Genomic DNA, 24,213 nt, shown 5'->3' with positions numbered 1-24,213 from the left:
CGAGCCGGCTGATCAACACACGAAGGTCTACCACCCCTGATCCACAGCGGCTACCGCCCGGCTACCGCCCGCAGCACGGCTCCCGGGTTCACCGGCGTCGCGTCGCCGGTCCAGGCCACGTACTGGTCAGGGCGGATGAGGATCAGCCGCGTGCCGTAGGCCTCCCGCCCGTCCGCACACGTGTCCCGGACGACGGTCAGGGGCAGCCCGTCCCACCCGTCGGTGTCGGCGTCGAAGGCCAGGAGCGTGAAGCCGGCGCCGAGCGCCTCGAAGACGTTGCGCCCGTCCGAGAGTCGCAGCGGGGGGAGGTGGTGGCCGGCCCTGGCGCGGAAGGTGTGCTCCCCGTGCGCGCTGACGACGCCGCGAGATGGGCCGAGGACGATCGGCGAACCCTCGTAGTGCGGTTCGAAGTCGCGCAGCCGCCGCCCGAACCCCGCGGCCACGTCGGCGAACCGGTGCTCGAACGCCGCCCGGTCGAGCTTCGGGTCGTGCGAGTCGAGGAACACGCGGTCGTCGCGGATCCAGCCGCCGATGATGTCCTCCCCGACATCGCGGAAGACCGGCTGCCGTTCGAGGCTGTAGGACTCCAGCAGGTCCTCGCCGCCCCAGCCCTGCAGCACGGCGGCGAGCTTCCAGCCGAGGTTGACCGCGTCCTCCAGCCCGTTGTTGAGGCCGAACCCGCCGTAGGGCGGGTGGGTGTGCGCCGCGTCCCCCGCGATGAAGACGCGGCCGGCCCGGTACGTGTGGGCCACCTGCACCCGCAGGTCCCAGAAGCCGACGTGCTCGATGTCGCAGTCGAACGTGAACCCGGCGGCGCGGTGCAGCAGCCCGGCGAAGTCGTATCGGCCCACCCGCGCGTTCCGGGGGACCGGGGCGTGGAAGAAGAACTGCCCGCCCACGTCGACCCGCCCGAAGAACATCCAGTAGCCCTTCAGCGCCGGGTGCAGCACGCGGTAGGTGGACCGGTCGGGGAAGCGGCGTAGCGCCTCGTGCAGCTCGCGGGAGCGGAAGACGACGAGCGCGACGAGCTCGTCCCAGTCGGTGCCGCTGCGCGGGATATCGGCCTCCTCCCGCACGACCGATCGCCCGCCGTCGCAGCCGACGACGTAGTCGCCGGTCAGCACCTCCCGCCCGCCGTCGCCGTCGGTCGTGACGCGCACGCCGTAGATGTCCTGCTCGACCGCGACGGCCCGCAGGCCGAGCCGCACGTCGATGTGGGGGAGCGTGGCGAGGCGGCGGCGCAGCACCTCCTCCGTGCGGTACTGCGGCAGGCGTTCGTTGGCCTGGAAGTAGTAGGGCTGCACCAGCTCGCGCGCGGGCGGCGCCGCCCAGAACTCGCCCATCAGGTTCTCGTAGGCGGTGACCTGGCCGATCGCGTACCCGGGCGGCATGGTGCGGGCGGCGCGGATCTCCTCGGCCACGCCCCAGCGCCACATGTGCTCCATCGTGCGTTGGGACAGGCCCTGCCCTTTGGGGATCATCGAGAGCTCGGTGCGTTGCTCCACGACGACGCAGCGGATCCCGCGCAGCCCCAGCTCGAGGGCGAGCCCTGTGCCGACCGGTCCACCACCCACGATCACGACCTGGTGGTTCACGCAGCCGCCCCCTTCGCGGCGATCCCCGCGTAGTCGCGCACGACGTTCGGCCGGGCGAGCAGCACGAGCGCGGCCAGCACCGGCAACGTCGCGCCCGCCGTGAGCGCGGTGACCGGGCCGAGCGCGGCGGCGGCCACGCCGATCACGACGTCGCCGAGCGCAGGCCCGCCCCGGGAGGTGATCTGGTAGAGCGACTGCACCCGGCCACGCAGCTCGTCGGGCGTCTCCAGCTGCACCGCCGCGTGCCGGATCGTGGTCGCGGCGGCGTCGAAGGCACCGAGCAGCAGCGCGAACAGCACGACGGCGCCCAGAACCGAGACCTGCGCGAACGCGATCGCGACCAGGCCGTAGCCGACTGTGGACGTGAGCAGCGCGCGGCCCAGCCGATGCGACCGGGAGACCAGCCGCACGATCCCGTACGTCGCGAGCAGCGCGCCGAGCGAGGGCGCCGCGGACAGCAGCCCGTACCCGGCGGGCCCGATGTCCAGGCGGTCGGCGATGGCGGGTAGCAGTACCCGGTAGGCGCCGAAGACGGTCAGGACCAGGTCCAGTCCGCACAGCGACCAGATGATCGGCCGCCGCCGTACGTACCGGAAGCCCTCGGCCATCTCCGCACTGATCGAGCGCGGCGCGTCCCCGCGGAGGAGGGGTGGAACGCGGACCGCTGCCAGCACGGCGACGAGCGCCGCGTAGGAGATCCCGTCGAGCAGGTACACCAGCCCTGGGCCGTCCGCGGCGATGAGCAGGCCGCCGAGCGCGGGCCCGACGAGCACGGCGACCTCGCGGGAGGGGTTCAGCAGCGCGATCGCCGCGGGGAGCGCGTCGCGCGGGACGAGGGCCGGCACCAGCGCCTGCCGGCAGGGCTGGTCGAACGTGGCCGCCGCCGTCGTGACCAGGACCCCGGCGATCACGTGCCACGCCTGCGCGACGCCGGCCAGCGAGACGGCGGCCATCGCGAGGGCCACGAGCATGGCGACGGCCTGGCTCGCCTGCAGCAGGCGGCGGCGGTCCCAGCGGTCGGCGAGCACCCCGCCAAGCGGGCTCAGCACGACCAGCGCCACGGCCTGGGCGCCGCCGACGAGCCCGGTCGCTGCGATCGATCCGGTGAGCTCGTAGACCTGCCAGAGGCCGGCCGCGACGGTCGCCCTCGTCCCGATCTGCGAGAGGACGACACCGGACCAGAAGAGCAGGAAGTCCCGGTTGTGCAGCAGTCGCGCCCAGTCCATTAGGGCCTAACCCACCGGTACGAGCGTGACCTTGCTCGGCTCCGTCGCCACGAAGATCTCGGTTCCCGGCTTGATCGAGACCGAGGGGTTGCCCCTGACGCGCAGGCTGCTCTGGCCCACCCGGACGATGTGGTCGATCGCGTCGCCGAGGAACGCCCGGTTGGTCACCGTGCCCGGCCACTCGTTGACGCGGTTGCCCCAGCCGGTCGTGCTGATCTCGAGGCTCTCCGGGCGGATCGCCGCCAGCACCTCCTCACCGGCCGGGACCGGCACCGGCGACTCGAGCCGGACGCGCCCCGCGTCGGTGTCGATGTCGACGCAGTCGCCGTCGCGGCCGGTGACGCGGCCGCGCAGGAAGTTGGACGTGCCGATGAACTCGGCGACGAACCTGCAGTTCGGCGACTCGTACACCTCGCGGGGGCGCCCGGTCTGCAGGACGTTGCCGTCCTTCATCACCGCGACGGTTGTCGAGAGCGCGAGCGCCTCGATCTGGTCGTGGGTGACGTAGATGGACGTGATGCCCAGCTCGCGCTGGAGGCGCTTGAGCTCGTAGCGCAGCGACTCGCGCAGCTTCGCGTCCAGGTTGGACAGCGGCTCGTCGAGCAGCATCAGCGGCGGCTCGATGATGATCGCCCTGGCCAGTGCGAGGCGCTGCTGCTGGCCGCCGGAGAGCTTGGTGGCCTGCCGGTCGGCGAGGTGGCCGAGCTCCATGGTCTCCAGCACCTTGGCCACGCGCTCGCGGATCTCCCGCTTGCCCGGGCGGAGCGAGCGCTTGCGCACCTGCAACGGGAACGCCACGTTGTCGTACACGGTCATGTGCGGCCAGATCGCGTAGGACTGGAACACCATGCCGAGCCCGCGCTGGTTGGCGGGCACGTTGAGGCCGCTCGCGCCGTCGAACAGGGTGCGCTCGCCGACCGCGATCCGGCCGGAGTCGGGCCGTTCCAGGCCGGCCACCGCTCTCAGCGTGGTGGTCTTGCCGCAGCCGGACGGGCCGAGCAGCGTGAACATCTCGCCCTCGCCGACCTCGAGGCTGACGTCGTCGACGGCGAGTACCCGGCCCGCCGTCGCCCGACGCCTGCTCGCCTCCCCGGCGAAGCTCTTCACGAGGTTGCTGATCGTCAACACGGTCGGTCACAGCTCCGTTCAGGACTTGAGGCCGACGCGGGCGCCGACCTTGTAGGCGACCGCCACCAGCACGGCGAGGATGAGGACCATGATCACGCCGAGCGCGGACAGCTCCCCGAAGCGCGCGTTCGCGTACAGCTCCCAGATGGAGATCGACAGCACCTCGTTGCCCGGCGTGTACAGCAGGATCGAGGAGGAGAGCTCGCGGAAGCTCACCACGAAGATGTAGACCCAGCCCGCGAGCAGCGCGGGCGCGATGAGCGGCAGCAGGACCCGGCGGAACGTCGCCCACCACCCGGCCCCGCTGACCTGGGCCGACTCCTCGAGCTCCGTGGAGATCGTCTGCATCCCGCTCACCGCGTAGCGCATGCCGTAGGGCAGGTACCGGGTGCAGTAGGCGATCAGCAGGATGAGCAGCGTGCCGTAGATCGGCAGCGGGCTGCGAAGGTAGACGAACGCGATCCCGACGCCGAGCACCAACCCCGGGATCACGAGCGGCGAGAACGCGATGTGGTCCAGGATCTGGCGGCCCGGGATGCCGGAGCGCACCACCACCCATGCGGCCACCGCCATCAGAGCCATCACGATCGTGGCCGCGCCGCCGCCCAGGATCAGGGAGTTCCTCAGCGCGGTGGGCACCGAGGGGAGGTTGAACACCGCGACGAAGTTGTCGAGGTTCATCGACGCGAACGCCTCGGCCGACGGGGGCCGGTAGTAAGGCAGCAGTGCCGTGTAGAGCAGCACCATCAGCGGGGCCAGCACCGTGACGAAGAAGTAGAGCAGGATGCCCCCGCCGACCACCGGCTTCCAGCGGCCCAGGTCGATCGGGCGCGGGCGGAAGCCCTTGCCGGTGATCGTGCCGCCGCCGTGGCCTCGGCTGAACATGTTGGACAGCCAGATGCCGAGCGCCGCCACCGCGAGCAGCCCGACCGCCAGCGCACCCGCCCCCGCGAAGTCGACGGGGAAGCTGCGCAGCACCTGGAAGATCCGGCTGGTGAAGACGTAGATGCCGTTCTGCAGGCCGAGCAGCGCCGGTACCTCGAAGCTCTCCAGGCTGCGGACCAGCATGATCAGGGCCGCCGAGAGGAGGGCCGGGCGGACCAGCGGCAGGGTCACCCGCCGGAAGGTCTGCACGCGGGTGGCGCCGCTCATCAGCGACGATTCCTCGAGCGAGGGATCGGTGGACCGGAACGCGGCCACCATGAAGAGGAACGCGATGGGGGACAGGTGCAGGCCCTCGACCCAGATCATCCCCCAGACCGTGAAGACGTCGAATGTCCCTGGCCCGACGAGCGGCTCGATCAGGCTGTTGAGCAGGCCGATCGTGGGGCTGGCCAGGAAGATCCATGCGATCGTGTAGAGGATCCCCGGGATGATCAACGGGATGATCGACGCGGCGAAGAAGAGCGCCTTGAACGGCACGTCGGTGCGCACGTTGAAGTAGGCCAGCGCCGTGCCGACGGTGAGGGACAGCACCGCCGACCCGGCCGCGAACCACAGCGAGTTGCCGACCAGCTCCCCGATGCGGGCGTCGCCGTACGCGCGCGCGAAGCCGCCGAGGCTGAAGCCCTGCGCGTCGGAGAACGTGGTCCAGAGCAGGTAGATCAGCGGGATCAGGGCGAAGTAGCCGACCACGACCGTCGTCGCGGCCGCGACGAGGGTGCGGGGCCGCAGGATCACCTCGCGCCATCGCGCGGCGGCTCCCGGCTGTCTCGCCCGGGTTGCGAGGGTCGCCATGCCGTCAGTTCTCCGGCAGCTGCTCGCCGCCGCGGACGACCTCGTCGTAGCGGACGGACCAGTCGTTGCCCTCGTCGATGAGCTGCTGCACGTCGACCGGCAGGACCTGGTGGCCTGCGAGGGGGTCGGAGCCGTCCGGCATCACGGCCGGGGTGAGGCCGTTGTCGAGGATGATCTGCTGCCCGTCCTTCAGCAGCCAGTCCATGAACAGCATCGCCGCAGCCGGGTGCGTGCTGCTGCGCAGCAGCCCGCCGCCGTTGGCGCGGGCCACGACCGGCTCGACGAACGGCTGGTCGTCCACCGGCGCCCCGCTCGCCCGCGCCTTCTCGGTCAGGTAGGTGTACGAGGCGGCGACCACGCCGAACTCCCCGGCCGAGAGCAGCTCGACCTGGCCGGAGTGCCCCTTCGCCACCTTCGAGCCCCGCACCATGTCCGCGAAGAACCGGTCGATGTCGGCGTCGGCCATGCCCTGCTGGCGGTAGTGGGTGTAGAGCGTCATGTACCAGTCGTAGTCGCTGACCTCCAGCGACAGGATCCCGTCGTACTTCGGGTCGGCGAGGTCCTCCCACCTGCGAGGTACCAGGTCCGCGCGCACGAGGTTCGTGTTCCAGGCCGGCGCGAAGATGTTGAAGCGGGTGGGCGTCCAGCCGTCGTACCGGAACTGCTCGTTGATCTTGTTGCGCTGCTCGCCCTCGTAGTCCCCGGTGAGGCCCTGCGATGCGATGATCGCCATCTGCGTGGCGTTGGTCTCGACGACATCGGCTCCGGCGAAGCCCGCCGACGCCTCCTGCAGCGTGCGCTGCAGCACCGTCTCCGAGTCGGCGCGGTAAACCTCCACGTCGATGCCCGTCGCCTGCTCGAACTGGGGCACCACGATGTCGGCGATGTCGGCGTTCAGCGAGGTGTAGACCGAGAGCGTGTTGCCTTCCTGTGCGGCCAGCTCGACGAGGCGGTCGTGGCGCGCGGTTCCGGTGAGGGCGCCGGCCTCCGCGTACACGGCTTCCGCGGCGGTGGGCTGGTCGGAGCCCGGGGCGGGGCCGGACGTCGGGGCGCCACCGCAGCCGGAGAGCAGCAGCAGGCCCGCGGCGCCGAGGCTGGCAAGCGCCGATCGTCGTGACATCGTCGTCTCCAGGATTTGCGGCGGTGCAGCTCGGGAGGGTCAGAGCGGTAGAGGACTAACGGACTGACCATTGGTGCGCTGGAAGGTAACTCTCCTCACAGTGGCCTGTAAAGACCTGGGTCGCGGCTGGAGAGCAGTCGCAGGGCCGCGTCGATGTCGAACGTCCGCATGAAGGCGAGCGACGCGCGTGCCATCGACAGGTCCGCGTCCGTGCCCGCCGCCATCTCTTCGGCGTTCGCGATGTCCTTCTCGAACCAGGTGAAGCGCATCTGGTCCATCTCGCGCAGCGTCCGGCTGTCGGTGGGGCTGTCCTGCATCGCCGCCCGCAGCTTCCGCACGTCGCCACCGAGTCGCCTGCCCAGCTCGAGGGCCTGTGCGATCGCGGCGATCTGCGCCCAGTGCACGAGGTTGTTGACCGTCTTGCCGACCTGGCCCGCGCCGACATCGCCCAGCAGGTGCACGGCGGCCGTCCAGGGCGGCAGGACGGGTCGGGCCGCGTCGAGGGCGGCGGGGTCGCCGCCCACCAGGAGTGTCAGCCGCCCCGCCTCGGCGGATCGGACTCCGCCGGTGAGCGCGGCGTCGAGCACGTCGATGCCCTCCGGGGCGGCCGCGGCGAGCTCTCGGCACGTGTCCGGCAGGGCGGAGCTGGACAGCAGGACGACGGTGCCGGGGCGGGCTCCGGCGAACACCCCGCGTGTCCCGGTGAGCACGTCACGCAGCTGCGCGTCCGTGGCGACGACGACGATCACGACGCCGGCCGCGGCGGCCACGCCGGCCGGGTCCGGTGCGGCGACGGCGCCGTGGGTCGCGGCCGCGCCGACGGCGGCCGGGTCGAGATCGGTGACGACGGTGTCGATCCCGGCGGTGGCCAGGTGACGGGCGATGGGGCCACCCATCGCGCCAACGCCGATCACTCCCGCTCCGGATGGAACGGACGGACGGGTGGACGCTGTGGTCTCGGACATCGGCCCATAATGGACTATTTGTCAGACCTCGGGCCCACGTCCGGGAAGGCGACGAACCGCACGAGCAGTCGGCGGGCGCCGGCCGTCGGCGGGTCGGCTGCCGCGATGTAGCGCCGGAGGAGCTCCATGTAGTCCGCCCAGAACCGCATCAGCTCGTCCTTGGTCAGGCTGAGCGATCCCCGGGAGAACAGCAGCCCGTCGCTCCACTCGCCCATCTCGTCGCGCTGCTCGAGGAACCGCGAGAACGCCTCGATGTCCTCGGCGACGCCTTGACGGGTGAACTCGTCGAACGTCGCCCGCATGTCGGCGCTCATCGTGCTGCGCGGGGGGAACCGGATGTCCTGGCGCTTGGCCTGCCACCAGCGCTCGCGGCCCTGACCCTTGTCCGGCACGTCCACCACGAAGCCGTGCTCGGCGAGCTGGCGCAGGTGGTAGCTGGTGGCCCCGGTGTTCTCCCCGAGCGCCCTGGCCAGCGTGGTGGAGGTCGCAGGCCCCTCCCGGTCGAGCTGTCGCAGGATGCGCCGCCGCAGCGGGTGGGCGAGCGCCTTCAGGGCCGCCGGATCGGTGAGCTCTCGGGGTTCTCCCTGACGTGCCACGGACCAGAAGCTAGCAGGCTTGTCTTTGCATAAGAATTTCTGCAAAGATTGCTCTGCAACTAAGGAGGCCTCTTGTGAACCTTCTCGCCGCCGTCGCCGCCGCCACCCTTGCCGTGCTGCCCGGCCAGCCGCCACCGTCGCCCGTCGCCGTCCAGGAGATGCAGCTATCCGTCACAACCGTCGACGGGCTGACCCTCCCGGCAACGCTGCACGTCCCGGCCGGTGCCCAGTCAGGGCTACCCGGCATGGTGCTGGTGCACGGCTCTGGACCGCACACCCGGGAGGACCTCGCCGCCGAGGCGGATGCCTTCGCGCGGGCCGGTATCGTCACGCTCGCCTACGACAAACGGACAGTGGGCTACTCGTTCACCCAGCGCTCCTACTCCCGGCTCGCCGACGATGCGATCGCGGCCGCTGCGGTCCTGCGGGGGCGGGCCGAGGTCGATCCCGCGAAGGTCGGGATCTGGGGGTTGAGCGAGGGCGGCTGGGTCGCGCCGCTGGCCGCCGCCCGCGACCCGCGCACGGCGTTCGTCGTGGTGGTCGGGGCGAACGGCATCGCGCCCCTTGGCCAGCAGACCTGGGCCGACGCCAGCCGGATGGAGCACGCCGGTGTTCGCGGCTCGCTGGTCGACGCGAGTTCGCGCACGCCCTACCGGCTGGCCGCAGGCCTCGGCGTGTTCACGGAGGCTCACTACGACCCTGGCCCGCCGCTGCGCGCGCTCACACTGCCGGTGCTCGGCGTCTGGGGCGCGCTGGACCGGGCGACGCCGCCGGTCGAGAGCGCCGCCGCCTACCGGCGGTTCCTCGACGAGGCCGGCAATGGCCACTACACGCTGCGCACGTTCGACGGCGCGGAGCACGCCCTGCGCACCAGCGCCACCGGGTACGAGCGGGGAGGCGAGTTCGCCCCCGGCTACGTCGATCTCGTCGGATCGTGGGTGGCCGACGTCGCCGCGGGCCGCATCCCGCCGACCTCCGTTGCCGGTACCGGCGAGCAGCTGCGGACGTCGGCCGACGTGCCGCCGCTCGCGTGGTACGAGTCGGCGGCCGTGCAGGCGGGCGCCCTCACGGTGATGCTGGCCGGGTTCGCCGGTCTGGGGCTCACGGCGGCATGGCGCCGGATCCGCGGGCGCTCCGGGCTGCCTGCGCCGTGGTCGGCCCGGGTGCTGGCCGGGGCGGGGCTCGTCGCCGTACCGGGCTGCGTGCTCTACCTCGGATCCGTGATGGTGAGCCGGGGTGACGCCTTCGATCCCGGCCCGATGATCGCCGGCAGGCCGCTGCCGTGGCTCGCACTCCAGGCGCTGGCCGTCGTCGCGGCCGGAGCCGGCGTGGCGCTCGCGGCGCGGACGTGGCGCCGCGGAGGAGACGGGCCTCGGACGGCGCTGTTGCTGGGCGCGGGCGCCGTGTTCGTCCTGTGGGGCGGCTACTGGGGCCTCCTGCTTCCGTAATGGTCTAGTGTCAGACCTATGGGCAAGGGTGCCGGTTTCGTCGCCCGGACCGTCCGCTCGCTGCACCACCCCAACTACCGCCGCTACCTCGGCGGCCACGCGCTGAGCGTCGTCGGCACGTGGATGCAGCGTGTCGCCCAGGACTGGCTCGTGCTGGAGCTGACCGGCGACCCCGTCGCCGTCGGCACGGCGCTGGCCCTGCAGTTCCTCCCCATGCTGCTGCTCGGGGTATGGGGCGGCGTGCTGGTCGACCGGCTCGACCGCTGGAAGCTGCTCGTCGTCACGCAGGCGGCGAGCGCCGTCCTCGCCGGGGTGCTCGCCGTCACCACCATGCTCGGCGCCACCACCCTCGGCCTGGTCTACGTGATGGCGGCGCTGCTGGGGCTCGTGACCGTGGTGGACTCGCCCGCCCGCCACACGTTCGTCACCGACCTGGTGCCGCCGGGCGACTACGTCAACGCCCAGGCGCTGAACTCGACGATCCACAACACCGGCCGGCTGGTCGGTCCCGCGGTGGCCGGACTGGTCATCGCGGCCGCGGGAGCGGGCGCGGCGTTCGCGCTCAACGCGGTCTCGTTCGCGGCCGTGCTGGTCGGGCTCGCCCGCATCGACCGGTCGGCGCTGCACCGCGCCGCGAAGGCGGGCCGGGGCAGGGGGCAGGCCGTGGCCGGGCTGCGCTACGCATGGGGCCATCCGGAGCTGCGTGCGTGCCTCGTGCTGGTGGCGGTGGTGAGCTTGTTCAGCCAGAACTTTCGCGTGATCCTCCCGGTGACCGCCGCCGAGGTGCTCGGGGGCAACGCGGCGATCTACGGGTATCTGACCTCTGCCCTCGGATTCGGGGCTGTGCTGGGGGCCGTGGGAGCAGCGTCCAGCACGACGGTGACCGGGCGCAGGCTGCTCGCCTGGACGGTCGCCCTCGGCGCGACGAACCTACTGATGGCGCTCGCCGGCCAGCTCGCCTTCGCGCTCGCCGGCCTGGTTGCGGTGGGCGTGGCCAACATCGCCTTCAACACGATGGCCCGCAGCCTGCTGCAGTTGCGCAGCGCGCCGGAGATGCAGGGTCGCGTGATGGCGCTGCACGGGTTGCTCAACCTCGGGACCACGCCCCTCGGCGGGCCGCTCCTGGGCTGGGTCTGCGGGATCGCCGGCTCCGCATGGGGCTTCGCGGTGGCGGGCGGGGCGGCGCTGCTCGCCGCGGCGGTGGCGGCCAGGCGTCTGCTGACTGCGTAAGCGCATTGCCCGCTTCCGTACGGAACCGTATGGTGTCGCCATACGCAAGCGTACGGAGACCGGAGGCGAGCATGGAGACAGCCCATCCGTCGACGTCAGGGGGACTGCGGAGCCTCCCGCCCGGCCAGCACCGGCGTCGCGACTTCCCCCGCTTCGGCCAGCCCGGGCTGCGGCCCCCCGCTGTGCCCGACCACCCGGCCCTCGCGGTCACTGGCGCGGTCGAGCACGAGCTGCGGGTCCCGCTCACCGAGCTGGATCGCCTCGTCCCCCGGATCGACCTGGTGGCCGATCTGCACTGCGTCACCACCTGGACGGCCACCGACCTGCATTGGTCGGGGGTGTCGCTACGGCGGTTCTGGGAGCAGGTCGTGGTCCCGCGTTGCCGGCCCGCGGGCGCCGTCGCCGTCATTGCCCGCGGAAGAGACGGCGTGCGTGCCGTCCTCGACCTGCGTGACGCGCTGGCCGACGACGTCATGCTCGCGGACCGGCTCGACGGCGCACCGCTGGACAACCTTCACGGCGCCCCGCTTCGGCTCGTGAGCCCGCGGCAGTACGGCTACAAGAACATCAAGCACCTGTGCGGGATCGAGGTGTGCGACACGGTCCCGGCCCTCGGGTACAGCGGGTCGGAGCACCTGCGGGCCCGCGTGGCACAAGAGGAGCGCCACCCCCGCATCGCGGGCCGGCTGCTGCGCCTGCCCTACCGGGCGACCATCCCGCTGATCGCGTGGCTGAACCGCCGCTCAGCTGCGTCTGACTAGTCGGGAGCACCAGTACTACAGCCGGACTTCGTGATCGTTCTTCTGATCGCAGGGCTGGGGGAGCATCTCGGCACGGCGGAGCCGCCGGCGCAACCCGTGTCGGCCGGCGCACCCCGTCGTAGGTCAGACAGCCCGTCGACCGGGCGCGCCACCCGAGAACGAGCGCGCCGGGCGACACGAGGCCGGGCCCGCCCGGCGAGAGCCTGTGATCATCAAATCGGCGCCTTTCCCAACCCGGGGCGTCGGGTTTCGCGCCGAACCGCTGATCACCGCCTGGGCCGCGGTCCGTTCCGCGGAACGCGCCCGGGGGTGCGGCCGGGTGCCGGGTCTTTCGTGGGCGCGCCGTGCCCGGCCCGGGCAGCCCGGCTCACGCGACAGTCCTCGGCTGCCGGCGTTTCGATCCGGTTCACCTCGACCGTGTCCCCTTCTGTGGGTGGCCGGGTTGGGTGCACTACCGAATCATGTGGTTGCTCGGGCGGCCGTCCCCGACGCGGGGGCACGCCCGTTCCGGACGAGACCACCACGGCTTGGGTGCCACTTGACTGGCTGTGGTCCCGTTCTCGCCCAGTGGCCGCCCCTGGAATCTGAGGTGTGCCAGTGGATTCGGAACCTGAGCTGCATCCCCTGCGGCTGGTGTCCCGTTCCTACTGATCATGGACCTGCCCGCGGCCCCGCCCCAGGGTCGTTCGCCTCGATCATCCGGGAGAAGGGCTGGGATATGGAGGGTCGGGACCACAGCCAGTCACGTGGCACCCACACCGGCGGCGGTCTCGTCGAGAACAGGCGTGCCCCCCAGTCGGGGACGGCCGCCCACGCAACCCCAGGGTTCGGTAGTGCACCCAACCCGGCCCCCTCCGCAAGGCGACGGGGTCGAGGTGAACGGGAGGGAACACGCGCGAGGCCCGGATCGCGGGGCGGGCGCCGGCGGGCCTGGGCCGGGAACGGCGCGCCCACCGGCAGGGGCCCGACCAGACTCGACCCGATGGATCGACACGATCGCGCTGACGCGCCCAGGCCGCCCAACCGGCGGCGGGCATGATCCGAACTATCGGTTGTCCACGGCTGCCCGCACGACCATGAGCACCCGAAACTCCGGATCATGCACGGGAAGATCGCAAGTAGCGGGTGCTCATGGCTGCCGCCACAGCCATGACCAACCGATACTGCGGATCATGGGCCGCGACCACCACCGTGGCGGGTGGCGCGGCGCTGCTCGCGGCCGCCGTCGTCGCGAGGCGGCTTCGGTAGGGAGGGCGTTTCCGCTGAGCTCACCCGTCACGGGTCTGGGGTGGGTATCACGCCTTTCGGATCGTGCTGAACGGGTCGACGTCGGTTGGTGGTTCCCGCAGCAATTGACGCAGTCGTGCGTTGATCGTGCGCAACTGGTTGATCTCGCGGTTGTGGATCGCGGCATGACCTTGGGCAATCAGTTGATCGGCTCGTACGGGGTCCGTCATCGCACCTCGATGCTCACGCAGCCCGTCGAAGACGAGCACCGGGAGCTCGCCGGTGCGGTCGAGCATCGATATCAGGATGCGGCGTAGCTCGCCCATCCGTTGCCGCAGCAGGTCGGCTTCGCGGCTGTCGATCGCTTGGCGGATGGCGATCTCGTTCTGGTCGAACTCGCGCCGGTAGAGGTCCTCGTCGAGGTCGTCGACGAGCCGGCGCGTGTGCTCGAGGAGGTCATTGGCCTCCGCGACCAGCCTGGGCCACATCAGTTCGTCTTCGACCTCGTCGATCGCGGCGCGCAGGTCGCGCAGCCGCTGACCGGCGGCAATGGCGGCATCCGGATCGCCGGCCGAGGCGTTGACGAGGTTCTTGGTGTCGACGACGGTTTGCTCCTGGTCGATCCGATCGAGCAGAAGCTCGGCGGTCGGGCCGCCGAACTGCGCCTGTTGGCTTCGGATCTCATCCAACCGCTGCAGCTCCTCCTGAGTCTTCTGCCGCAGGTCGTTCGGGTCCGGCGCCTGTTCGGTGTTGAGGTCGATCACGTTCTCGAACTCGGCGTCGAGGTAGGGCACATAGGCGCGAGCGATCATCATCCGGGATGTGTCTATTTCGAGGGTGAGTTCGATGTCGCTGCCTTGCGGCACGCTGCGCTCGATCTGATCGGCGGTGATGTCGAGCCGGCCGATCGTCCGGTTGCGGTCGGCGCGAGCGTGTTCCCCTTCCAGAACCGGAATTCGGATCAATCCGCCGGTGGCGCCGCGATGGACGGGCACAGTGGTGCGCAGCCGCTTCCGTCCACGGGTCGGCAGGGGAGTGTTGCGCGCGATCAACGGTTCGGTGGTGTTGTCGGCGAAACCGACGCTGAGAGTGTGGATCAGGGGCGGCTGGGTATCGATCGCGCCGACGGTGTAGGTCAGGGTGTTCGGTGCGACCTCGCGCAGGCGCCCGGTCGCGTCGGCGATCTCGATCGTGTAGGTGTTGGTGCAGCCGGTCTCCGCCCAGATCGTCGTGGCGAACACCCCGTTGTCGGCGACGGGTACCTTTCCGCTGCGCCAGGGCGGGCGGGCGGCCGCGTTGACCAGTTCGACGGTCAGCTCCTCGAGGCCGGCGTCGTCCGGGCCGTCGAGTCGGCCGACCACCAGCGGCTCCCGATCGGGCCCAACAGGTTGGTACTCGAGGCGGACGGTGAAGCCGCCCCGAGGCGCACTCGGCGCGGCCGTCTGTGGAATCCGTTGGGTTCCCGCGAAGATCGCGGCGCCACGCGCCACGACGGTGAGCGGGTCTTGGCTGATGTCGAGCTCGATGCCGAGTCCGAGCTGGTCGTCCCGCAGGTATTCGCGCAAGGAGGGCGCGAGGGTGGGGCCGCCGACCAGGATCAGCTTGTCGATGTCGGTGGGGGCCAGGCGCGCTTCCTCCAACGCCTTGCGGCACAGGTTCACCGAGCGGGCCAGCAGCGGCTCGGCCAGCCGCTGCACATCGGCGCGCTGCAGCTCGTAGTAGAAGTCGAGTCGTCGGCCGGTGCCGTCGTCGAGCTCGACTTCGATGTCCGCCGACGAAGCCCGCGACAGCTGGATCTTCGCCTTCTCGGCGTTGATCTTCAACTTGTTCACGATGGGGTTCCAGCGCGCGCTGCCCCGAGTCAGGTCGGGTAGCCCGAACTCACTGCGGACCGCGGGTATCAGCAGTTCATCCACGATGCGCCAGTCGATCAGCTTGCCGCCGAGGTAGTTGTCACCGCGGTGGTTGAGCACGGTGAACTCGCCGTCGCGCAACTGGATGATCGCGGCATCGAAGGTGCCGCCGCCAAAGTCGTAGACCAGCCACCGGGCATCCTCGTCGGCGGACTGGAACCCGTACGCCAACGCGGCCGCGGTCGGCTCCTGCAGCAGCGGCGACAACCGCAGGCCGGCTTCCTCGGCAGCGGCGCGCGTCGCGTCACAGGCGCTCATGTCGAACGCGGCGGGCACGGTCACCACCGCCGACTCGATGTCCTCGCCGAGCCGCTGCTGGACGTCGGCGCGCACCGACTTGAGCACCTCGGCCGACAGTTGCGTCGGGGTGAGGACACGCCCGCTGGCCGCGAAGGTCACGGACTGGCCGGCGGTTCCCATGCGGAGCTTGAACTCGGCCGCGGTGTTGTCCGGGTCGGACTCGGCGCGGTCCCGCGCTGCCCGACCCACGCGCAGCCGTCCACGGCGGTCGATCCACACCGCTGACGGCGTGGTGTCGGCGTCCTCGTTGTTCTTGATCACCTCGGCGTCCACGCCGCGCAGCACGGCGATCGCGCTGTTGGTCGTGCCCAGGTCGATTCCGAAATCGACCGTCGATCGGTCCATGATCATCCTTCTCCGTCGTTGGGTGCCGGCGCGTGGTCGGGATCGGGACCGGCGACGACGAGCTGGCCACGCTGCATGATGTGGCCGTTGACGTACACCGTCGGAGTAATGGTCTCGACCACCGTTTCGCGACCCACCTCACTGCTCACCGCATAGGCCACCACGTCCACGGACTGCCCGGCGTCGAACGGTTCGCCGGTATGGTCTTGAACGTCGACGCCAGCATCGTGCAACGCGTCCGCCATCGAGTTCAGTTGCCGTTTCAGCGATCGCATCAGCTTCGCTGAATCGTCTGTCTCGCCGGGCTCGCTCGCGGCGAGTTTGCCGCGTAGCCGCCACACGCCGGTGGCCAACTCGACCAGCACGGGCGTGAAGTCCGTTCCGTTCATGTCTCCCTCTTGCTGCTCGGTGCCTACGCCGGCCTGGTCCCCTTCGCCCAACCTCGTCGCTTCAGTTCGACCACGGGCGGGTACTGCATCGCCTTCGATTCCTCCTCGTTGCCCGTCGAGAACCCGACGACGAGGGAGATCACCAAGGTGACCAGGCCGGCTATCCCGAGGAAGAGCATGAACCCGCCCGCCGACGTGCTTGACAATGCAAGCGCGAGGATGAACCCGATCGACGTGCAAAGGACTCCCAGACCTGTGAAGCACCCGACTGTGGCTCTTGATTTCGCTGCCGGTCGGTGCGTTGTCCAACAATCTTCACAGCGTGGTACCTCGACGGTGGTGGAGCGATACCGCTTCGTGTTCCAATGGTGGGTCACATCGCCATACATCGGGATGTTGTAGGCTCTCCCTCGAACCGCTGGTCGTTCTTTGCAGAACCAGCACGTCGTCGCAACGGCTCGTTCGCTCCGGATCTGGGTCAACGTCGCGATCTGCTTGTCGATGTACTCCGTCGCGTCCTTGCCGGCAGCGAGCGACTTGGCCCGGTCCAGCAGCTCGGCGGTGGGCGACAGCGCGGCGGTCTCGTTGAAGGTCGCCACCGCGCACGACGCGGCGGACCTGGCGACCAGATCACGTGCTTGGGCCAGCCGTTCGTCGTCGGGTTCGGCCCTCGCTCGGATCCGGGCGAACAGCGGCTCGGCCTGCTCGAGCAGCTGCTGTGACTCGGTCGTTCCGACCTTCGCGTCGACCTGGGTTGCGCCGGTCGCCTTCTCGACGAGCGCGACGATGAGCGTTGGGGCGATCGCGGCCCAGTGTTCGGCAAGTCGAGAACGGGTCTGGTCGGTGGTTGCGATGGGTGCGAGTCGCTCCAGGAGCAGTTCTCCGGCCGCGGCGTCGTTGGACGCGTTGTAGTACCGGATGTCGCACTGCAGCGCGGCGTGTACGAGATCGTCATGCGCGCCGCTGCGGACCGGGTCGGCCGCCGGCCGGATCCGGTCGATCGCCTGCAGGGGCTGCCGGGTCCGGTCCAGCATGCGGTTGGCTGCCACCGACCCCTCGCTCGGCTCCCGCGCCGCGTGGGTGAGCTCTTCGTCGGCGATCGACTTGACGCGAGCGGCGAGGGTGCGAGCCGCGGATCCGCGAGCGTCGTCGATCAGCGCGGTGGTGAACGCGCTGTCGCGATGGCCGGCCTCTTCGGCGAAGCGCTCCAGCACCGCGACGTGCACGTCGACGGCAGCGGTGTCGCCGTCCTCCGCGGCACGCACGATCTGTGTGGCGTGCACGTTCAACAGCGCTCGTGGTAGCTCGGCGCGCAGCTCGTCGACCGCAGAGGGGCACAGCCTGCGCTCGTCGATCTGAGCCGCCCGAGCCAGCAGCCGTTGCCACACCGCATCGCTGACGATCGCTGCGTCCCACGCGGTCAATGCGTCCAACCAGGTCGCTGCCGCCGCGCCGCCGGACGTCTCCAGCGCCTGGATGTGACGCAGGATCGCGATGTTGTGGGCGGCGATACCGGCGTCGGCGTCATCGCCGTTCATCTGGTCCAGCCACGCCTGCGCCGCGCCGTCCGCATCACCCGCGGCAAGTCGCGCGATCGCCGGGTCGGCGCGCTCGTCCGACCAGAGCCAGAACCATTCCTGCACCAGTCGTTGAACCGGTTCGCGAAGCTGGTTCAGCGCGGCCTTCACGTCGGCCAGATCCGGAGCCGGTGTCACCGGCAGGACGGTCTTCTTGTTCGACAGCGGCGCTCCCAGCCTTGCGCCGGCCTCCAGCTCGGTCGTTCGCCGGGCGAGCCCGCGACGGTCCACCGCGACGTCCAGCCCCGCCAGCCGGAACGCGTTGCGCCGATACGGCGAATCGGCGATCAGCGAACTCAGCAGTGCGGACACCCCGGTCGAATCTGACCGCGACCCGCCGAGGCCCGATGTCGGGACCGGTGCGGACCTCCGCACATGCGCGGGAACGACCGTCCGCTCGACCGCGGGTGGTGCCGAATCCGCGCTCGAGGTTCCGCGCAGCCGAGCAAGGTTCTGCCGTGCTGTGGCCTCACCAGCTGCGGCACCACGTTCGTACCATTCCAGGGCCGCTGCCCGATTCCGCCCTTCGAGCAGCAAGGCGATATTGTTCATCGCAAGTACCACGCCGGCGGCCGCGGCCCTTTCGTACCACATCGCCGCCATCTTCGGATCCTGAGTATGGAGTAGATGCCCCAGCTTGAAGCAGGCGTCCGCGTGGCCACCCTCCGCGGCTTTCTCGTACCAGTGCCTCGCGGTCTCGAGGTCGGGCGGGTCGAGCATGAACCGATAGATTTGCCCCAGGTTGTAGTTCGCCAAATTGCAGCCGTGCGCGGCGGACTTCTCGTACCATTCGCGAGCCGGCTCGAATTTCTTGTCGTCATGGTAGATGAGCCCGATCTCGTTCATCGCATCGCCATAGCCGCCCTCTGCGGCCTTCTCGTACCACCGCTTCGCGGTTTCGAGGTCGGGCGGGTCGAGCATGTACCGGTAGAGCTGACCCAGGTTGTAGTTCGCCACATTGCAGCCGTGCGCGGCGGACTTCTCGTACCATTCGCGAGCGGGCTCGAATTTCTTGTCGTCATGGTAGATGCGCCCGATCTCGTTCATCGCATCGCCATAGCCGCCCTCTGCGGCCTTCTCGTACCACCGCTTCGCGGTTTCGAGGTCGGGCGGGTCGAGCATGTACCGGTAGAGCTGACCCAGGTTGTAGTTCGCCACATTGCAGCCGTGCGCGGCGGACCTCTCGTACCATTCGCGAGCGGGCTCGAATTTCTTGTCGTCATGGTAGATGCGCCCGATCTCGTTCATCGCATCGGCATGGCCGCCGGCTGCGGCCTTCTCGTACCAGCGTCTCGCGGCGGCGAGGTCGGGCGGGTCGATCTTGTTTTGGTAAAGCGAGCCGAGACTGTTCATCGCGGCGATGTCGCCGAGGTCGGCGGCCTTGCTGAACCATTCGCGCGCGGCGTCGAGATCTGGTGGATCGGCTTGCTGCGCGAGCTCACCGAGCGCGTTCATCGCCGCGGTGTCGCCCGCGGACGCGGCCTGCCGATACTCCACGTCGCGCGTCATGCTGGCGCCCTCCTGTTGTCGTGTCGATCTTCACGTCTCGCCGCGATCAACGTCAATGGCCATGCGCGCAACGCGGGAGGTTCACGGCGGGGTGCTGGTCTCCAGGCGGCGGGTATTCGCGTTGTAGACCCATCGGGGTGCTCCAGATCGGCTGGTCGGTGCGGTCGCGCACCGATACCGACCCGGCGTCACGCCGGTTGGTTGGGGTCGTTCTATCCGGATCGCCAGTTCTTCAGGCTGTCCAGCGCGACGGCCACGATGATGACCGCGCCCTTGATGATCAGCTGGGTGAAGAACGGCACGTTCATCAGCACGAGGCCGTTGCTGAGGACGCCGATGATGAGCGCACCGACGAACGTGCCGTGGATCCGGCCGCGGCCGCCGAAGAGCGAGGTGCCGCCGAGGACGACCGCCGCGATCGCGTCGAGCTCGTAGCCCTCGCCCGCCCGCGGCTGCCCGGACTCGACCCGGGCGGCGAACATGACGCCGGCGAGCCCGGCCGTGAGCCCGGCGAGCAGGTACACCTTGAGCAGCACGCGCTTGACCTTGATGCCGGCCAGCCGGGCGGCCTCGACGTTGCCGCCCACGGCGTAGATGTGCCGGCCGAACGTGGTGCGTTCGAGGATGAACCACACGGCGACGTAGGTGATCACCATGACCACCACGGGCGAGGGGATCGCGGCGATGTTGCCGTTGCCGAGGAGGCGGAAGCCCAGCTCGCCCTCGGCGATCAGCGGCTGGCCATCGGTGAGCGCGTATGCGGTGCCGCGCAGGTACGTCAGGGCCCCGAGTGTCACGATGAACGCGGGCAGCGCGAGGTACGCCACGAGCAGGCCGTTGAGCAGGCCGGCCGCCGCCCCGACCAGGATGCCGCCGAGCACGGCGACGAGGCTGGGGGCGCCGCCGTTCCACAGCAGCACGGACGTCACGCCTGCGACGCCGATGACGGACCCGACCGACAGGTCGATGCCGCCGGTCAGGATCACCAGCGTCATGCCCGCCGCCAGCACGGCGTTGATCGACACGGCGCGGGCGACGTTGAAGCCGTTGCTGAGGCTCAGGAAGTTGGGCGCGATCACCGCCATCAGGGCGATCATCGCCAGCAGCACGACGAGGATGCCGTAGCGATCCCACACCTGGCCGAAGCCGCGCCGTGGGCGCTCGGCGGCCTCGGGAGCGGACGAGCCCGCGGGTGCGGTCCGGGTCATCCTGTGGTGCCTCCGTTCTTGTGCGTGCCGGCGGCGACGCCGGTCGCGTGCAGCATGACGGCCTCCTCCGTGGCCTCCGAGCGGTCGAGCTCGGCCACGATCCGGCCGCCGCGCACCACGAGCACGCGGTCGCTGATGCCGAGCGCCTCGGGCAGGTCGGAGGAGACCACGAGGACGGCGACGCCGCGGCCGACCTGCTCGTTGATGATCCGGTAGATCTCGTACTTGGCGCCGATGTCCACGCCGCGGGTGGGCTCGTCGAGGATCAGCACCCGGGGGCCGACGGTGAGCCAGCGTCCGAGCACGACCTTCTGCTGGTTGCCGCCGGACAGGTGCGCCACGTCCTGGGACGGCGCGGTCCGGATGCGCAGGGCATCCATCTGCCGCCGGGCCGCGTCGCCGATGGCCCCGCGGCGCAGCACGCCGAGCCGGGAGAGCGAGCCGAGGGCCGCGGCCACCAGGTTGTCGCGGATCGACATCAGCGGGAAGAGCGCCTGCTCCTTGCGGCTCTCGGGGAGCAGGCCGATGCCGTCGCGGATGCTGGTGGCGGGGGAACGGTGGTCGAGCGGCCTGCCGTCGAGCTCGACGGTGCCGCCACGGGCGCGGTCGGCGCCGTAGATCATCCGGACGATCTCGGTGCGGCCGGCGCCGATGAGGCCGACCATGCCGACGACCTCGCCCGCGCGCAGTTCGAGGTCGACGGGCCCGATTCCCGCTTCGTCGGTGAGGCCGCGGACGCTGAGCACGACCTCGCCCGGCGTGCGGTCGTCGTGGACGTACAGCTCCTCGACGTTGCGCCCGATCATCTGCGTGACCACGCGCTCGGGGGTGATCTCGGCCTTCTCGCTCGTGCCGACCGAGCGGCCGTCCCGGAAGACGGTGACGCGGTCGGCGAGCTGCCAGACCTCCTCCATCCGGTGGCTGATGTAGACGAGGCCCATCCCGGCGGCCCGCATCTCGCCGATGAGCGCGAAGAGCCGGCCGGCTTCTCGATCCGACAGGGCCGCGGTGGGCTCGTCGAGCACGAGGATCCGCGCGTCCTCCGCGAGGGCGCGGGCGATCTCGACCACCTGCTGGCGGCCGACCGACAGCCTGCGCATCGGAAGCCGCGGGTCGATGTCGGCGCGCACCCGCGCCAGCTTCTCCTCGGCGTCGCGCAGCACCCGCTTGCGGTCGAGGCCACCCCAGCGGGTGCGCGGCTCGGCGCCGAGCGCGAGGTTCTCGGCGACCGTCATGTCTGGGACGGTGTTGAGCTCCTGGTGGATGATCGCGATCCCGAGGGCGGCCGCCTCGATCGGGGAGGAGACGGTGACCTGCTCCCCGTCGATCCGGATCGTGCCTGCGTCCGGGGCGTGGACACCAGCGAGCACCTTCATCAGGGTCGACTTGCCCGCGCCGTTCTCCCCCATGAGGGCGTGCACCTCGCCTGCGCGCAGGTCGAAGTCGACGCCCCGCAGGGCGGGGGCACCACCGAACGACTTGGCGATGCCCTCCATCTCGACCAGGGCGCTCATCGCGGATCTACTGCCAGCCCTTGTACTGCGCCAGGTTGTCGCGCGTGATCATCTCGGTCGGCACCAGCACGTTCGTCTGCTCGAGCGGCTCGCCTGCGAACAGCTTCTGGGCCATCTCGAGCGCGATCGCGCCCTGGGTGTTGGGGTCCTGCGCCGCGGTGGCCTTGAACATCGAGTCCGGCTTCTGCAGCTCCGCGACGGCCTCGGGGGACGCGTCGACGCCGACGATCACCAGGCCGCCGATGCCGGCCTGCTGCGCGGCGAGCGTGGCACCCAGGGCCGTGGGGTCGTTGATCCCGAAGATCCCCTTCACGTCCGGGTGGGCGGTGAGCATGTCGGTGGCGATGGTGAGCGCCTCGGCGCGGCCGTTGTCGCCGTTCTGCTCGGCGACGATCGTGATCTGCGGGTAGGCCTGCAGGGCCTGCTTGCAGCCGGTGACCCGGTCCTGCACGGACGAGATCGGCGTGCCGTTGATCAGCAGGATGTCGCCTGCGCCGCCGATCTGGTCGGCCAGGTAGGTGCAGGCGAGGTTGCCGGCCGCGGTGTTGTCGAGCGTGACCTGGGCCTCGGCGCCCCGCGCCGCGACGTCGACCGCGACGACCGTGATGCCGGCCTGCTTGGCCCGCTCGACGGCGGGGCCGATGCCGTCGGAGTCGACTGCGTTGATCAGCAGCACGTCGATCTGCTGCTGGATCAACGCGTCGATCTGCTCGTTCTGGGCGCCGAGGTCCTGTCGCCCGTCCTGCACGTTGACGGTGGCGCCGATCTTCTCCGCCCCGGCCTTCACCCCGTTGGCCATCGACTGGAAGAACGGGTTGGACAGGTCCTGGACCATCAGCCCGATCGTCTTGACCTCGGCTCCCGGCCCGCCGCGCTCGGTGCTGACCGGGTCGCCCTCGCTACAAGCGGTGGCCACCGTGCACGCCAGCACCAATCCGCTCGCCACCAGCACCCGCTGCCGCAGCATCATTGCTGTACCTCCCCCTCGCACCGTTGCGGGACGGGATGTTAACGCACACATCAGACAAGATCGACCGCTCGACGTACCGCGGCCACGGAGCGGTCCACGTCCTCCTCGGTGGTCGTCGCGTTGGACACCGCGATCCGCATGTAGCGGCGGCCGCGCCAGGTGGTGCCACCCATCCAGCAGGTTCCGTCGCGCTGCACCGCGGCGATCACGGCGTCGGTGCGGGCGTCGCCCCCGAAGCCGACGAGGACCTGGTTCAGCACGACGTCGTTCGCGATCTCCGATCCGCCGTCCGCCAGCCCGGCGGCGAAGCGGGCGGCCAGCCGGCAGCACCTCTCGACGAGATCGGCCGTCCCCTCGGCCCCGAGCTCCCGCAGGGCGGCCCACACGGCGAAGCCGCGGGCGCGCCGCGACGACTCGAGCACGAGGTCGCCCGGCATGGGCACCGGGCCACCGGAACCGGTGAGGTAGCTCGCCGTGTAGTTCATCGCGGCGACGTGCACGTCGGGGTGGGCGCAGATCGCGAAGCCGCAGTCGTAGGGAACGTTCAGCCACTTGTGCCCGTCGCAGGACCACGAGTCGGCCAGCTCGACGCCGTCCACGAGGTGGGAGCGGGCGGGCGCGGCGGCCGCCCACAGCCCGAACGCGCCGTCGACGTGAACCCATGCGCCGTGCACGCGGCCGATGGCGGTGGCCGCGAGGAGCGCGTCGACAGCGCCGGTGTTGACGTTGCCGGCCTGCAGGCACAGGATCGTCGGCCCGGCCGGGCCCATCCGGAGCACGCGGGACAGGTCGTCGACGTCGATGGCGCCGTTCGGGCCTGCGGCCACCGGGACGATCGCGGCGGAGCCGAGGCCGAGCAGGCGCGCGGACCGGTCGATCGTGGCGTGCCGCTCCTCGCTCGCGACGATCCGCACCCGCGGCGCGCCCTGGAGGCCGTCGCGCTCGACGTCCCACCCGGCGGCCCGCAGCACGTGGTGGCGGCCTGCGGCCAGCCCCACGGTGTTGCCGGCCTGGGCGCCGGTCACGAACCCCACCGTGGCGGTGGCCGGCAGGCCCAGCAGCTCCAGCAGCCACGTGCTCGCGGCGCGCTCGGCGGCCACCGCCGCTGGGGAGAGCGCGTTGTTGAAGCCGGCCTGATCCCACCCGGCGGCGAGCACGTCCGCCGCGGTGGCGGCGGGCAGTGCGCCGCCGACGACGAAGCCGAAGTAGCGCGGCCCGGCGCTGCTCATCAGCCCGCCATCGGCCGCGGCGACGAGCTCCTCGACGACCTGTGCCGGCGGGGTCGGAGTGCGGGGCAGCGGCCCGCCGAACCGCTCCAGCAGCGTGTCAGGGTCGGTCGGCGCCTGCACGGGCCGGTCGGGGAGGGAAGCCCGGTAGTCCGCGGCGACGTCCGCGGCATGCCGCAGGAGCGATCTGAGGTCCATCGCGGGATCGTACGAAGGCATAGGTTGGATG

17 protein-coding genes are annotated in these 24,213 nt (G+C 70.7%); 3 read left to right on the top strand and 14 right to left on the bottom strand.

Translation table 11 applies throughout. The features are described 5' to 3' along the window. Positions 1–50: 50 nt before the first annotated feature. The 7 genes from K1T35_RS28340 to K1T35_RS28310 form a co-directional block, all read right to left on the bottom strand. A complete protein-coding gene (locus K1T35_RS28340; RefSeq protein WP_220254858.1) occupies positions 51–1,595 on the bottom strand; it encodes an FAD-dependent monooxygenase in 1,545 nt (514 codons plus the stop codon). Further along, positions 1,592–2,821, bottom strand: a complete 1,230-nt coding sequence (locus tag K1T35_RS28335; protein ID WP_220254857.1) for an MFS transporter — start codon at positions 2,819–2,821, stop codon at positions 1,592–1,594. Before K1T35_RS28335 ends, K1T35_RS28340 begins: the two co-directional genes overlap by 4 nt. A gap of 6 nt (positions 2,822–2,827) precedes the next feature. Then, positions 2,828–3,949, bottom strand: coding sequence for an ABC transporter ATP-binding protein (locus K1T35_RS28330; RefSeq protein ID WP_220254856.1), 1,122 nt, complete (start codon positions 3,947–3,949; stop codon positions 2,828–2,830). 18 nt (positions 3,950–3,967) lie between these two features. Then, positions 3,968–5,686: an iron ABC transporter permease gene (locus tag K1T35_RS28325; RefSeq protein ID WP_220254855.1), complete on the bottom strand. Its 1,719-nt coding sequence runs from the start codon at positions 5,684–5,686 to the stop codon at positions 3,968–3,970. A 4-nt stretch (positions 5,687–5,690) separates the two neighbouring features. After that, on the bottom strand, positions 5,691–6,806 hold the full coding sequence (locus K1T35_RS28320) for an ABC transporter substrate-binding protein (RefSeq protein ID WP_220254854.1): 1,116 nt from the start codon (positions 6,804–6,806) through the stop codon (positions 5,691–5,693). A gap of 95 nt (positions 6,807–6,901) precedes the next feature. After that, positions 6,902–7,771, bottom strand: a complete 870-nt coding sequence (locus K1T35_RS28315; RefSeq protein WP_220254853.1) for an NAD(P)-dependent oxidoreductase — start codon at positions 7,769–7,771, stop codon at positions 6,902–6,904. Positions 7,772–7,785: 14 nt separating this feature from the next. Further along, a complete protein-coding gene (locus tag K1T35_RS28310) occupies positions 7,786–8,367 on the bottom strand; it encodes a transcriptional regulator (protein WP_220254852.1) in 582 nt (193 codons plus the stop codon). Between the two features lie 74 nt (positions 8,368–8,441). On the opposite strand from K1T35_RS28310, the gene K1T35_RS28305 reads away from it, so the two are divergent. The 3 genes from K1T35_RS28305 to K1T35_RS28295 all read left to right on the top strand — a co-directional run bounded on the left by K1T35_RS28305 (position 8,442) and on the right by K1T35_RS28295 (position 11,806). Further along, positions 8,442–9,815, top strand: coding sequence for an alpha/beta hydrolase (locus K1T35_RS28305; protein WP_255620821.1), 1,374 nt, complete (start codon positions 8,442–8,444; stop codon positions 9,813–9,815). Positions 9,816–9,833: 18 nt separating this feature from the next. After that, a complete protein-coding gene (locus tag K1T35_RS28300; protein ID WP_220254851.1) occupies positions 9,834–11,045 on the top strand; it encodes an MFS transporter in 1,212 nt (403 codons plus the stop codon). Between the two features lie 71 nt (positions 11,046–11,116). Continuing rightward, positions 11,117–11,806, top strand: coding sequence for a molybdopterin-dependent oxidoreductase (locus tag K1T35_RS28295; protein ID WP_255620820.1), 690 nt, complete (start codon positions 11,117–11,119; stop codon positions 11,804–11,806). Between the two features lie 1,295 nt (positions 11,807–13,101). Here the strand turns inward: K1T35_RS28295 and K1T35_RS28290 are convergent. The 7 genes from K1T35_RS28290 to K1T35_RS28260 form a co-directional block, all read right to left on the bottom strand. After that, positions 13,102–15,591 (bottom strand): Hsp70 family protein, encoded by a 2,490-nt coding sequence (locus tag K1T35_RS28290; RefSeq protein ID WP_220254850.1) that lies wholly within the window; start codon positions 15,589–15,591, stop codon positions 13,102–13,104. 2 nt (positions 15,592–15,593) lie between these two features. Then, a complete protein-coding gene (locus K1T35_RS28285) occupies positions 15,594–15,980 on the bottom strand; it encodes a hypothetical protein (RefSeq protein WP_220254849.1) in 387 nt (128 codons plus the stop codon). A gap of 23 nt (positions 15,981–16,003) precedes the next feature. Further along, positions 16,004–19,066, bottom strand: a complete 3,063-nt coding sequence (locus K1T35_RS28280; protein WP_220254848.1) for a tetratricopeptide repeat protein — start codon at positions 19,064–19,066, stop codon at positions 16,004–16,006. A 212-nt stretch (positions 19,067–19,278) separates the two neighbouring features. After that, positions 19,279–20,274, bottom strand: a complete 996-nt coding sequence (locus tag K1T35_RS28275) for a ribose ABC transporter permease (RefSeq protein WP_220254847.1) — start codon at positions 20,272–20,274, stop codon at positions 19,279–19,281. Continuing rightward, the gene (locus tag K1T35_RS28270; protein ID WP_220254846.1) at positions 20,271–21,788 is read right to left on the bottom strand and encodes a sugar ABC transporter ATP-binding protein; all 1,518 of its coding nucleotides are present in this window, start codon (positions 21,786–21,788) and stop codon (positions 20,271–20,273) included. The genes K1T35_RS28275 and K1T35_RS28270 overlap by 4 nt, the downstream gene beginning before the upstream one ends. A gap of 7 nt (positions 21,789–21,795) precedes the next feature. Further along, entirely contained in the window at positions 21,796–22,758 is a 963-nt protein-coding gene (locus tag K1T35_RS28265; protein ID WP_220254845.1) for an ABC transporter substrate-binding protein, read from the bottom strand. Positions 22,759–22,808: 50 nt separating this feature from the next. Then, a complete protein-coding gene (locus K1T35_RS28260; protein ID WP_220254844.1) occupies positions 22,809–24,182 on the bottom strand; it encodes a pyridoxal-dependent decarboxylase in 1,374 nt (457 codons plus the stop codon). Positions 24,183–24,213 lie beyond the last annotated feature (31 nt).

The organism is Pseudonocardia sp. DSM 110487 (assembly GCF_019468565.1).
Taxonomy (GTDB): domain Bacteria; phylum Actinomycetota; class Actinomycetes; order Mycobacteriales; family Pseudonocardiaceae; genus Pseudonocardia.
Note: the sequence above shows the minus strand (reverse complement) of the source record. Positions and strands in the feature narration are given on the sequence as shown.